This window comes from Ornithinibacillus contaminans, from assembly GCF_001038425.2.
In the GTDB taxonomy this organism is placed as follows: Bacteria; Bacillota; Bacilli; order Bacillales; family Amphibacillaceae; genus Ornithinibacillus; species Ornithinibacillus contaminans.
Window position 1 is genome coordinate 148,548 of the sequence record NZ_LDPV02000034.1, and the last position, 13,506, is coordinate 162,053.

The following is a 13,506-nucleotide window of genomic DNA, read 5'->3' on the forward strand; positions in this document are numbered from 1 at the left end:
GGATTGTTTTAATGGTTGTGGTGGTGCCCTACAAAACATAAAAGTAATAAAATCTATAAAACTGATATTTATATTAATTATTAGCAACTGTCACACATGCTGCAAAATCGGTTACTAGAATGGTAAGTCAGGGTCATTCAGTAGGCTATTCATCCATCGTTTTGTATCTTCGTAGGTTGTAATCTTATCCAATAAATAGTTGTATTCATCATTATCATCCAAGTTTTCACAGATTACATAAGCCAATTGTGCAATTTTCTTATTATAAACATCCTTAATATCATTATCTAAATCTGAAACGATTGAAAGAAGATAATCAATTAATGACCCAGCAGAGTCAAAGTATTTATAACTATCATCTGCTTTTCTTATCCTGAAGCATTCTTCAAGGAAGTTCCATTCTATTGGGTACTGTTTGTCTAATGAAATCTTGTAACTATTAGTGTAAATGCATTTTTCTTTTCTAATATCAAAGGGTTCTAGAGTATTGTACTCTATAAACCCATAAAGATAGTCTTCAATGGCTCCAACATCCATATAACCGTAGAGGTCATGATAATGGTCAAATAAATGGTTGAAATCAACATACTTTTCTTGATCGGTTCTCTTGGCAATAGAGATGTCCAATTGAAAATGGTTTATCAGTTCCCCTACTTTAATATAATTGCCAGAAACCGCCAATCCACTTTGCATCATAAGCACCTCTGTGGGTGTTGTAGTTTGATACATAGACTCATTCAATGAATTGTAATAAAACGCTTCGAACTTCCTAATCTCCTCACAAAATAATGTAAAAGCCTGACATTCATCACTTATCTCATCTGAGAGATCGAATAGATAGTTTATGATATACCTTATACCGTCAGCAATTCCAATTGTTCCATCATCCAGTATAATTCTCAAAGAACGACTAGAAATTCCCCACTCAATAACGCAGTTGAAATCAAGATTACCGTATGAAAATGCAAAATTGTAGGAGTGAGAACTTTGCCCGAACAAATCTTTTTGTAGGAAACTTTTAGTATCAGTGCTTTTTCTTTCTAATAGATATTCTTGAATATCTAGATCACATAAAGGGTGCTCCATACCAAAAATCAAATGATAAATACTATAGAGTGTATTATCAACCGTATCTTGGTTTATAAATCGAATCTTATCCTTTGTAAGTATAAACAAAGGGTCTTCATTATCATTCCGAAATTCATTTTGTTTCCTACTTGCCCATGTACCATCCGACCAAAATTTAACCTCTTCGGTAGTTTTTGATAGTAAGGCCTTTTTTAGTTCCTCTACCTGCTTCAGTGTACAAATCCAATTATTACTGTACCTTTCTTTAAAACTTCTCTTTTCTTTTTTCATATGAATCAACCTCCTTAAAATTTGTAGTAGGCTGACTATAAATTGTATTATGATTGGTTGTTCTGATTGTTATGTTAATGTCCTACAATCTATTTATAAAACAAATAAAATATTGAATCAAATCTATAGAGCACTTTATTTAAATAAATTTAAAGCTAATTAAATTTAATTAGTAATAAAGCCTGTTTGTGATAGACCATATATTCCTTTAAGTTAGTTCATAACATTGATTTAAGAGGGAGTTTACCAGTGATTTTTGGTGCGTTTAAACAGGTTTATCTGTTCCTATATGGAATATCATCATGATGAAAATTCTATACGAAAGAAGGAAAAGAAATGGACAAAAGAAAGGAAGCTACAATAGTGCATTCTGATAAAAATATGGTTTTGGCTAAAAGTGGTGAATATTATGTCTCAGTTGTAAAAGTAAACAATTCTTTGAGTGAAGGTAATTATGTAGTAATTGTTAATGAGGAAAATATACAAGGTGAGTTAAGGGATGTTCTTTTAAAAAGTTTTTTCAATACTGGCCATCTTGCTAGATTTCTATTGGCTGTTGTTCCAGAATACTTAGTGGAGAAAAAAATAATTAAAGAAACTTACCAAGCCATTCAGAAAATAATTACTACAAAAGATTGAAATCCGCTTCTGAAAAACAAGGGATTCAGGCTGATAAATATAAGTTAACAGTGTAGACATTTACTCAAGAAAGGGAGATATTAATGCAAAAGTATAAGGATCGGGTATTGCAAGAAGACAATTTGGTTTACTCATTTTTCGGTGATTACAACATTGTTATTTCAAAGGAAACTGGTTATGGATGGATGGGGAAAAATTCATCTGAACCACTGTTTTATGTATTGATAGAAAAGGATAAGGGGTCTGAACAACAACAGGTGTTGCATTTGAGAGTTTTTACTACTATTGGTCAGACAATCAAATACCTTTCCGCAATATTACCGGAATATGTTTTTGATGAAAAACTTATAGAAAGTATAGTTTATACTACAAATCGTTTAGCATTTGAAAAAATAAGTTAGGGTTAATTCCCCTGCTTATTTTTTTGAGCTATAAGTGTACCAAAGCTATAGTAAACTAGGCCTAATTTTTTCCTGAATGCATGAAATCATAGTAAAACCATGTAGATATTTTATAAGACTTTTAATTATTGAAAAGGAATAGTTTATCATGTGTCTAATTGTTATATATAGAGAGGGGGAATCAACATGAATAATGAATTTTTATGGCAAGAAGATGTAGATTTTTGTGGCATTGTGATACGTTTTGCAATTGTGAAATTTGATGGGACCAATAAATATGGTGCTTGTGTAGCGCAAATGTTTGATGATGAGTTTGTTATGGTGGATGCAGCGATTTGTAACAATTTTAATGGGGCAAAGAGTTTCCTTTTGAAAAATGCTATTGAGGGTAATTTAGAAAAGTTAAAGATAATAGGAAATAATTTAGAAACGATCTGAATGGAAATAACATAAAAGAGTTAAAAGTATGGTCTGGTTTGTACTAGTCCATTCTTTTTATTTAAAACTGATGATTTAAATCACATAGGAAATCCAAGAGGGAATTTATTGATGATATCAATTGAACGCCTACTAAATTTACTATGAGCTACAGACGAGATTGAAAGAGGTGGGACAAATCCACCTCTTTTAATCTGATAACCACAATTTTGACACCGCTTCTTCTTTATCCTCCTCATTTGGAGCAGAATACCTGATTACCATATCCGCGTTAGCATGGCCAGATAAAGATTGTATCAAACTGAAGTCTTCACCATTTCGGACAAGTTTTGTAATAAAGGTATGCCTTAATGAATGTACATTTATTCCATGTTTTTCAAAAATATGCTGAACTGTCCGTTCGGATATTCTTTTATTTCTATTGGAAAGGAACATAGCCTCGACCGAATCATCTCTTGTGTCTAAGTACTTCGTAATTGCCCTCCTAGTTTCTGATGACAGTGGTAATTGTCTTTCTTTGTTTCCTTTTCCAAAACGTATTTTTAAGGTTCCTTTTCTTTCGCTAATCTCAAGATCTGCACGATCCAAATTGACAAGTTCATTAAGTCTAATGCCTGTATTAATTAATGTGTGTGTAATGGCAAAGTTTCTATCATTACCAGAACGATCAATTTCTCTAATTAGTTTGTTTACTTCATTTCTAGAAAGTGCTTTTGGCGCTTGATTTAGAATGTTCGGCGGGGTAATGACTGAGATGTCTTCAATGGCATCTAATTTATTCAGCCAACGACTAAAATGTTTTACCGCACTCCAATTTTTGTTAATTGTTGTTGCAGAATATCGTTTGCTTACAAGGTAATCAATATATTGTTGAACATCTGAACGGGAGTATTCATCTAAATCTGTGCCAGCTCCATCTAGCCATTCCTCAAATTTTGATAAACAGAATATATAAGTTTTCCTAGTTTGTTTTGATTTTCCTCTAAGTCCATTTTCCTGATATGTGTCCAGCATAAAATCACCTCTTTTTAGAGTTTAATAATTCCACGACAAAATTTTCTTGAGTTAATGGGCGCTTTTTGGCCTGAATCAAATGTAAATAAAGTCTATAATGTCGTAGAATACTAGTTCCACGACATTTTTCTGCGACAAATCCCTCCCTTTCTTTTGTAGCTTTTTCATCATCATGATTCAACATTAAGCACAAAAATCCTTTAAAATAAAAAATGCCACCTATACTCTTAAAAGATAACAGAGTAAGGTGGCACCTAAGTGTATTATTCAGACAGAAGAATCTTCAAATAGCAGTAATTCTATTACTTCATCTATAGATATAAAGCCCATAAAGTCATAGAAGTCATCATTATCAAATAATGTTAAGGAGAAATATTTATTAGAAATGTCTTTGTTGCTAGGGATTGGCCTATTGAAATATGATAGAACATCAGTTACTTTTATTAAATTATCCTGATTCTCAAATTTCCTAAGAATTAATTTTAAGTATCCATTCTCAAAACAGGGTGCCATATTAAAAATTTCAACCTCTGCTTTAGTGATTTCATCCATAGCAATTAGATAATGATTAATATCTATGAATTTGCTTGCGTATTTCCAGTCGACTTCGTTTCGCCATTCTATCCACGAATTTTTTCTTCTTTTATGGCTTTGGGCTTTTAATCGTATGTATTGACGAACAAAAGGTTCATCAAAGTTTTTTCGTTCTTCATAAAGTTTTTCAAAGAATTTATTAATTTCTTTCAATTTAATAAGATTGGAAACGGCTATAAGATTAATGTCATAGGGTGAGATTATAGTATCAATGCTCCAACAGGGTTTGCATGGTAATTCTAAATAATCATAAATCTGTGCAACAGTAGTATGTTTTGATTGGTTTAACATTCTTAGCAATTCATCTTTTTCAAGAATAATATTGTCTTCTATATTTGATTGGGTAAGTCTTTCATTTGGTATAGAAGTTTTAAATATTTTGCTATGGAGTGTTCTAATATTTTTACATTGGCGATAGTATAAGTCATCATCTTTAATTGATGAGATATGGTGATATAAATAAGAAATTAACAAATCAAAACTTGTAAAACTAATAAAAGATGAGTCGCTATTGAATAACCGAAATAATTTGAGCCCATGATTCCATTCCAAGCCAGAGAAGTCTACTGACCACGTGATCTTTTGTTTTATAGTGGGTAATGGATTGTAGAGATAGTTCTCTAAGGGCACAGTTTCACTTTCAATCATATCGTCATAAGTATAAAAGAAATGATCTTCTTTGTATTTATTGGTAATACAAACGATATGGTCTAACCACTCGATAATGTTTGATAGTTCTAGTTGATTATATCCAGAATTACATTTTAATGAATAAATCTGTTCATTCTCTTTTTCCTTTCTAAAATCTCCTTCTTCTAATCTCCAATTGCCATTTTTATAAATGGTGACAATTGAATGATTCGAACTGACAATAGCCTTTTTTAATTCTTCTTTCCTCTTTAATTTTAAAATAGATGTTCTTTCCATGATATCAACCTCCTTTGTTGTGGTAGGTTGAGGTATTAATAATGCTGTAAAGTAGTATTCTAAATGATTTTATAAATTCTCCTACTATTCTTTTATAAATCAATTATGGAGGGAAATCAAATCTATAGGGTATCTATTTTTAAAAAATAGATTATAAAACTATAATCTATTAGGTGATCTTTAATTGAAGTTAGTAAAAACAACATATCGTTTGCTCAACAATAATAAAAAAATCTATGCAGCTGGAGATGTACATTGGGGCCGTAATTTGTTTATGTTGCAGCACATGAAGGTGGAATTGTAGTTTGGTGGATTAAATAAGGAATTAGAGATATCTTTGTAATACAAAAAAGTAAACTTATATCGTAAAATACCTACGCTAAAAATTTGATTTGATATTTTAAGTGCCATATTATGTAGCTGTAACCATTGAAATATTTAAGAGGAGTTGATTAAGAAAATAAATTAGAGAAATTCATCAGACTATGTATTATAATACCATACTCCTCCTTATTGAGAGGAGGGATACGATGGTTAAAGAGATAAATGTTTTAGAAGAAAAAATTACTGTTTGTTTGGATCATGAAGGTTTCGAAAATAAACCAAATAAGGAAGAAGTCGCGAAGATTTCAGGAAGAATAGCAGGGAAGGCTGTTTCCTTATCCATTCAGGAATTGATGGAAACTATAACTTTGCCAAATGCTAGATCTTTTACACCGGCTATATTTAGCAATGGACAAAGGTCAAATAAAAGTTGGATGAGTCAGCAGGTGTTTGCACTCGACATTGATTCAGGATTACGGTTTGAAGAGGCAATCCAACTTGCTACCGTATGGAAAGTGACACCAACCTTTATTTATTCAACTTTTAGCCATACAGAAGAGAACCATAAATTCAGAATGGTCTTTGTATTGGACGAGGAGATTACAGATCTACGAGTTAGGAATGTTATTCAAACAGCACTAGCAACATTGTTTCCATCGTCTGATAAAAATGCCAATGATGCTGCGAGAATTCTCTTTGGTGGGAAAAAAATTGAATTTGTTAACCAAGGAGTTTTGAGTGTCCCAAAGATTTTGGATGGAGTGGTACAAAAGGTAAGGTCTGGATCAAATGCAACTAGGGAGATGAAAAAATTCTGTAAACTCTCTGGATTGGCGTATTATAAGGGGTACCCTCACTATAAGAAGGTTGAAGAGAAAGACCTACCTGATGATGAAGACAACACCTTGTTTATATCTAAGACTAAAAACCGCACCAACACTATTAATTACTATAGTACGCGTGCGAAAAATAGTCATTTTTCATATTACTTGGTTTTCTCAAAGGAGTCTTTTCAGGAGGATGAAAGTTATTCACCTAAACTAAGTCCTTTTGACGAGCCAGAATTGAAGCAGGTTAGGAACTTTCCTTTTGATAATTTGCAAAAAAGATGCAAACTTTATAGGGAGTCAATTTCAGGAGAATACTGGCTTTACCATAACGAAATGTTTGGCTTGATGACCAACCTGATAAATGTTGAGGGAGGCAAATCTAAGATAGTTGATATCATTAATTCCCGGAAGGAATATCTGACCAAAAATGAAGAATGGTCATTAATGATGAACCAAATTAAGAAAATGAATTATGTGCCAACAAGGTGTGATACATACTGTCCATTTGCTAACGAGTGTATTCATGCCTCCAATATGATTGAGCAAGGAAAGTTACCAAGAGGTAGCGTGCAAGTATTACAAGAACCACATTTTCAAGAGGTTGATGAAGTTTATAAAAGTTTAGAAAAGGTTTTTGGTGACATTCTAAAGAGTGATGAACAGGGTGTATATGTAGTAAAAGCCCCAACTGGAATTGGTAAAACAGAAGCCATTGTGAACTTTGCAGAAGAGTATAATTTTAGTATTGCTTTTCCTACACATAAATTGAAAGAAGAGGTTTCCAAGCGCTTAAAAGACAAAAATATTAAGCATATAAAAGTTCCAGAATTACCTTTACTTGAGGAACCATTTTCGGAAAAAATTGAACATCTTTACAATATTGGTGCATACAGGACAGTAAATAAATATTTAAGACAGATTTCCAATGAAAATGAGGATGTATCTGATTTTCTACAAGACTTGGAAAAAGTGAAATGCTCCAAAAATGAATTGCTGCTTACCACACATCAACGAGCGATTTTTACAAATGATGATTCAAATTCAATTATTATATTCGATGAGGATCCAATTCCCAATCTTTTTCCAATATCTCAAATGAAGGTATCCGATTTAGTATTTGCATTTACAAAATTGCAAGATAACGAAGTGAACAAAGATGTTATTACAACTTTGCAAAACATGATAATGAGTGCCCCGTTGGATATTGTTCAAGAAAGGTCATCTTTTTTGCTACCATCTGTAAAAGACTTAGAACAGACAATTGTGGAGGAAACCACCATAAGTTCAAATGTATTAGGCTTTTTAAATTGTGATTATTTTCTTAGGAAAAGAATTCACAATGTTGACTACATATATTTTATTCAAAGGAATCAACTACCACAGAGTAAAAAGACTATCATTCTGAGCGCCACTATAAATGAAAGTATATCTAAATTGGTATTCGGTAATAAAGTAACATTTATTGATTTAGGCCTTGTCAAGCCAGCAGGGAGTATCCTGCAGGTAACATCTAAGAGTTTTAGTAGATTTACAATTAAAGAAAATCAACTAGAAATGAAGTGTCTAGCAGAAAACCTTATGAAACTTTATAACCCTGATAGTGAAATTATTACATATAAAGATTTCTACCATAATGGAAAAAAGGAAGAAATATATTTTGGTAACACAGAGGGAATTGATGACTTAAAAGGGGAGAATATTACTGTGATTGGAACTCCTCATCTTAATCCGATTGCATATCTATTAATAAGTGTGGCTCTGGGGTACCGCATGGGTCTAGAGGAAAGTAGAATGGAATATATCCCAATAGAAAGGAATGGGCTGCGGTATTACTTTACTACATACAGTAATGATTCTCTGTTAAAGGAAGTACAATTCTATTTAGTTGAAAGTCAGTTATTGCAGGCGATTGGAAGAGCAAGGGTCAATAGGTTCCCAGCCAAAGTACTTATTCTTAGTAATTTACCAGTTGTAGGAGCCGAGTACATATCATTTTCGCAAAAGGAATTAATGGAACTAATGAAATAAGGAAAGTAAATGAAGTCAGCTTATCATAGGCTGGCTATTTTAATGATTATAAAAGGTTTATTTTCATTATAACTATTAGTGATTTTTATAATCATTAAAACAGTTAGTAACCCTTATAACTATTTAAATCCATTATAATGATATTAACTGTTAGTAATGTTTAAAATGGTTATTAACGGTTACTAATCGTTCATTTATTTCATTTTTTTCAGGTTCAATCATTTTTTTCACTTAATTTCGTATCATGGAAATAGTTTTTACTATCATCTCAGATATTAAAAAAAAGAAGAAATTACAAGATACCCGAAAAAAATCAACATTTATTTTTAAATGGCTCAAACAGTCCCAAAACAGGAAATATGGCATATTTTGAGCCTTTTAGAGAAGAGCCTGTTGATGACAATTTATTGATGGTTAAAGGTGCTACTTCTACAGTATGATGTCGCAGATTAAACGATATAAACACCATAAAATAAAAGAAATTATGATTAATAGTTAGCAGGACGAAAAACAAATAAGGAAACAGTGTTGAACTATGTAATTTTCAATCATTTTTAATATATTATTCTTCGATTTATTGGTTAAATAGAGTTATAGTTTTAGTTAAGATGACGAGGAGGGTTACCATGAAAACACCATACGATTTCTACAAAAATCTATATCCTGAGCAATTTTCTGATTCAAAGAGCATAACCAAAATTGATTTGAATAAGGAAATGTTTGATTACTATTTGGAAACTTTGACAAGTAGAAGTCAAGAAAAGGAATTTGAAAACTTTTGTAGAAAAATAGCGGAAAAAGAGATTTGTCCAAATCTAATCATTCAAACAGGTCCTACTGGTGGAGGAGACAGTAAAGTAGATACTGAAACCTATCCGGTTTCGGATGACATTGCCTTATCTTGGTACAGCGGGGTTGGACGAGAGGCCTCTAAAGAAAGATGGGCTTTTGCCATTAGTGCAAAGAAAGATTGGAGAAGTAAGGTAAAATCTGATGTTAAGAAAATTGTAGAAACAGGAAGGGGTTATAGTGTTATTTACTTTATGAGTAACCAGTTTATTTCTGATAAAAAAAGAGCAGTTACTGAGGATGAGTTAAGGGAAAAATATGAAGTTAATATCAGAATACTTGATAAAATGTGGTTACTCGAAAAAGTATTTAGTGGTAAGTACGAAAAAATTGCAGTTGAGAGTTTTAATATCTCAGATAGATTTAGAGAAACTGATGAAGTAGGGAGTAGGGATTATGCGAAAAGAAGGAGACTAGATGAAGTTGAAGAACAGATAAAAGAAGATATTGAAAATGGAAATTATCACATACTTTCAGAAAAGGCTCTGGAGGCTGCGATAATTAGCAGAGAATTGGAACTTCCAAATATAGAAACATCTGGGCGATTTGAAAGAGCACAGAATATAACTAATAAGTATGGTACACATGTACAGAAAAAAGAATGTTTTTATCAATGGGCGTGGACTATGTATTGGTGGTACATGGACTTTGATGATTTTTACTTGAGATATTGTAATTTTGAATCTCTAGTTGTTGGAGGTTCTAATGTTTTTGACCTAGAAAGATTAACCAATCTTTGGATGAATTTATTCTCAATTGCGAAAGATGGGAAATATAATTTTAATTTTGAAGAACATACTACAGTCCTACAGAAAGAATATCAAAGAATTATATCAGATGTTACTAGACCCAATGCAGCAATACAAGCAAAGGCAAATTACATAAATGTTAAATTATTTATGGGTGGAGATATAGATCAAATAGTAGATGAATTTATTGAAGTTCTAGAAAGAGGGAAAGAATCATTAGATTTCAATTTCCTAACTATAAAGAGAATAGTTACGGAACTCCCTATATATCAAGAAGCGAAAAATTATGATACACTTTTTGAACATCTAGTTTCAATAAGTGTCAAAAGAAAATCAGAAATTGAAGCAGCAAGGTTGTTAATAATCCGAAGTGAACAACTAATGAAAGATAAACCATACACTGCTATTCGTTATTTGGGAAGAGCGATAGTGAAAATAGTTAAGGACGAAAGCAAAAAAGAATTAACACGGGCTTTATTATTAATGGGACAATTGTTTGAGAGTGTAGATTTAAATTGGGCAGCGCGTGGTTATTATTTAAATGCATTTCACCTTTCTATTAATGAGTATTTTAACTTGGGTCAAGTGAATCCGGCACTAATTGGAAGTCTAAATAGCATTAAGTTTATAGAGTTGAAATTAGGAAGATTAATTCACTCAACTGAGTTTTACAAGTTAGAACAAATTGCAATTAACCTGTACTTATCAAATAATCCAGAAAGTGAATTAAAAGACATTGTAGAACAAGAATACAATTATGATTTTATTTTGGGTATACAAATATTTAGGACAGATTTTAATGATTTAAATAAACTTTCATATTTTCCGAATTATTTAGAGGAGTGGGGATTAGAATTTTCATCTATAGCTATAAAATATTGTCTAGGGCATGTAGATGAAGAATTTAGTAATTCTTTCGATAATAATACGGAAGCGATGGAAGATTTTATAACTAAGTGGTACAATCAACCGGCCAGATTACAATTGGTGGGACAACCTTGGTATGGTACCCAAAATAGTTATTGGTTAAGCAGTAAGATAATCGGCTGTAAAATAAATATTATCTCTGATATTCAATTTCCGTGTATTGAAGTTGGTGAGAGTTTACTAGGATCTATAGAAGGTTTTCTCTCCACAGGAACAGTGGATAAAATACATTCATTTATTCCAGAAATCAAAATAAACATTAAGTTTATCGAACAGGATGAGTTTACATTAGAAATAAATAAGGATAAAGATAGTATTAAGCCAGAATTTTTCATAACTTGTTCAAGTTATCCGGAAGTAAATACGCCTGAAGTTCAGGTGAAAGTAAAAGAATTTATTAAGGATGTAACAATTCAATTAATGGTTGAATTGGTTAATCTTAATTCATTTGATAATGCAGTTAAGGAAATGCTTGAGCAAGATAGTGCCTTAGACAGAGCAATCAATTTTACAGGTAGTTCATCAATAGTATTTGAATATTTTAGTAAAAAAACACCTACGGTCACTAGTGTAGTTGAAAAGAATGACTCGGAATTTGCATTAGAAAGAAAGCAACCTATATATATAGTAGATACTCTTATAAATGAAGAAAAAGAAGAGAATAACGATTCAATGGATGTTAAATATGAGAAACCATCTGAAGAAGAATTTAACATAGAAAATACTAAACAGTCCGATATAGAAACTTTAGATATTATCAATATACCTTTATGGGATAAGTCCAAATGGAAGGGTGTTTACTTTACTGGAGAATCTACGCCTTTACCGGTGTTTTCACCAATGTTTTCTTATGGTAAAGCTGGTAAAGAAATATTTAGAGAATGGATTGAGAAAGTAGGAAATATTGATACAGAGAACAATATTAGGGTTGGCATAGTAAAAGGGGTGAATAGAAATAAGCCTTATGATTATAGGGTTGTATTTACCGCTAATGAAAATATAATAAGAAAGAATAATATTACGTCTAATAATTTAATAATGAGTCCAGCACGTATTATAACAATGGAACCTAGTAATCATGTCAATCTAAATATGTTTATTGAAGCATATAAAAAAGTTGGGAAGTATATCATGTTTCCTAGTTCGATTAATGAAAATAAAACTTTATCTATGAATAAGGAATTAAATATTTTAAAGAACGAAATTGAAATAAAAAATGCGTGGGAGATAGATGAGGAAAGTTATCTTTCTCTAGCAATATTACCTACCGATGAACCTGTAATTCCAGCGGTTGTAAAAGATGCACCAGTATTAAAGGTTATTGACAGAATAAAAGGGTTTCAAAGGTAATCTTAATGATTTATGTCTGAATAATATGAAAAGGGTAGTTGCTTGAAATTTATTTACGTTTAATAATTTGTTTGAATACTAGCAAGTACCTTCAAAATCTTTTGTTACTATGGTTATGGTTTATAACAAAACGTTAAATGAAAAAATGCATGCCATAATATTCAATAATTAGAACATGGAGGGTTTATCATGCAAGGAGCTTCTTTAACGGATGAAATTGCTATATCACTTTCACAATTAATTGACGATTCGCAAGCAACAAATAGAAGAGACCCAAGTCATTCAGATCTGGATTTCATAGTACAAAAGGCAGAACTTTGGGATGTAGATCCTAAGAATCAAGGTCGGAATGTTGGAAAAGCTAAAAGGATTAGAGCCATTCTTTATTGGTCATTAGAGAACGATATAAAAAAAGGAGAGAAACTTGTAAAAAGTGTTATCTCAGTAGTGAAGGCTTCGGGAGGATTTAGAGAAAATTCCATAAATTATACTGGACGTGAGCAGATAGAAAATTTGATGCAGGCTTTTAAATCTACTGGTTACATTTTGACGATAGATGGAGAGATTCAACCAGTAATTTTGGACAACCTTTCTGAAAAAGAAATGAGTGAGGCCCTGCATACCTATATTCGTCGTGCTAAACAAGGTATTGAAGATGCAGCCTTAGTAGCTGGAACAGGGAAAGACTTAATGGAAGCAGTAGCCGCCTATATAATCCTCAAAAAGATGGGAAGTTACCCGACGCAAGCCAACTTTCCTACCTTGCTTGGACAAGCGTTTATGATGGTTGGGTCGGCTACCCCACATGACAAAATAGACAGTAATTTACCTGAACCAGCCATAAAAAGATTTGAAAGAGCCTTATATGAACTTGCATGTTCAATAAATAAATTGAGAAACAAAGAAGGAACAGGACATGGTAGGCCATTCTTATCAATCCTAACTAAGGAAGAGGCACTTTCTGCTATAGAAAGTATTGGTTTGGTAGCGGAATATCTTTTAAATAAATTGGAGTTAAATAGTTAAATAGTTTTTAGGTATAACCAGTTGTTATCAACTTGCAGAGAGATGGTATTA

General features: G+C 31.9%; 9 protein-coding genes. 6 read left to right on the forward strand and 3 right to left on the reverse strand.

What is annotated here, in order from left to right:
* Positions 1 to 114: 114 nt before the first annotated feature.
* Positions 115 to 1,359, reverse strand: coding sequence for a hypothetical protein (locus JF53_RS08280; RefSeq protein WP_047982402.1), 1,245 nt, complete (start codon positions 1,357 to 1,359; stop codon positions 115 to 117).
* 336 nt (positions 1,360 to 1,695) lie between these two features.
* On the opposite strand from JF53_RS08280, the gene JF53_RS08285 reads away from it, so the two are divergent.
* The 3 genes from JF53_RS08285 to JF53_RS08295 all read left to right on the forward strand — a co-directional run bounded on the left by JF53_RS08285 (position 1,696) and on the right by JF53_RS08295 (position 2,837).
* Positions 1,696 to 1,998 carry a hypothetical protein gene (locus tag JF53_RS08285; RefSeq protein ID WP_047982401.1) on the forward strand — a complete coding sequence of 101 codons (303 nt, stop codon included), beginning with the start codon at positions 1,696 to 1,698 and terminating at the stop codon, positions 1,996 to 1,998.
* An 83-nt stretch (positions 1,999 to 2,081) separates the two neighbouring features.
* Positions 2,082 to 2,399 carry a hypothetical protein gene (locus JF53_RS08290; protein WP_047982400.1) on the forward strand — a complete coding sequence of 106 codons (318 nt, stop codon included), beginning with the start codon at positions 2,082 to 2,084 and terminating at the stop codon, positions 2,397 to 2,399.
* Between the two features lie 186 nt (positions 2,400 to 2,585).
* Positions 2,586 to 2,837 (forward strand): hypothetical protein, encoded by a 252-nt coding sequence (locus JF53_RS08295; RefSeq protein ID WP_047982399.1) that lies wholly within the window; start codon positions 2,586 to 2,588, stop codon positions 2,835 to 2,837.
* Between the two features lie 189 nt (positions 2,838 to 3,026).
* On the opposite strand, the gene JF53_RS08300 is transcribed toward JF53_RS08295, so the two are convergent.
* Complete coding sequence (locus JF53_RS08300) at positions 3,027 to 3,851, reverse strand: tyrosine-type recombinase/integrase (RefSeq protein ID WP_047982398.1); 825 nt, start codon at positions 3,849 to 3,851, stop codon at positions 3,027 to 3,029.
* Between the two features lie 267 nt (positions 3,852 to 4,118).
* Positions 4,119 to 5,372 carry a hypothetical protein gene (locus JF53_RS08310; RefSeq protein ID WP_047982396.1) on the reverse strand — a complete coding sequence of 418 codons (1,254 nt, stop codon included), beginning with the start codon at positions 5,370 to 5,372 and terminating at the stop codon, positions 4,119 to 4,121.
* Positions 5,373 to 5,902: 530 nt separating this feature from the next.
* Between JF53_RS08310 and JF53_RS08315 the strand changes: the two genes are divergently transcribed.
* The 3 genes from JF53_RS08315 to JF53_RS08325 all read left to right on the forward strand — a co-directional run bounded on the left by JF53_RS08315 (position 5,903) and on the right by JF53_RS08325 (position 13,455).
* Positions 5,903 to 8,554, forward strand: a complete 2,652-nt coding sequence (locus JF53_RS08315; protein ID WP_047982395.1) for a hypothetical protein — start codon at positions 5,903 to 5,905, stop codon at positions 8,552 to 8,554.
* Between the two features lie 626 nt (positions 8,555 to 9,180).
* Positions 9,181 to 12,429, forward strand: coding sequence for a hypothetical protein (locus tag JF53_RS08320; protein WP_047982394.1), 3,249 nt, complete (start codon positions 9,181 to 9,183; stop codon positions 12,427 to 12,429).
* A gap of 189 nt (positions 12,430 to 12,618) precedes the next feature.
* A complete protein-coding gene (locus JF53_RS08325; protein ID WP_047982393.1) occupies positions 12,619 to 13,455 on the forward strand; it encodes an abortive infection family protein in 837 nt (278 codons plus the stop codon).
* Positions 13,456 to 13,506 lie beyond the last annotated feature (51 nt).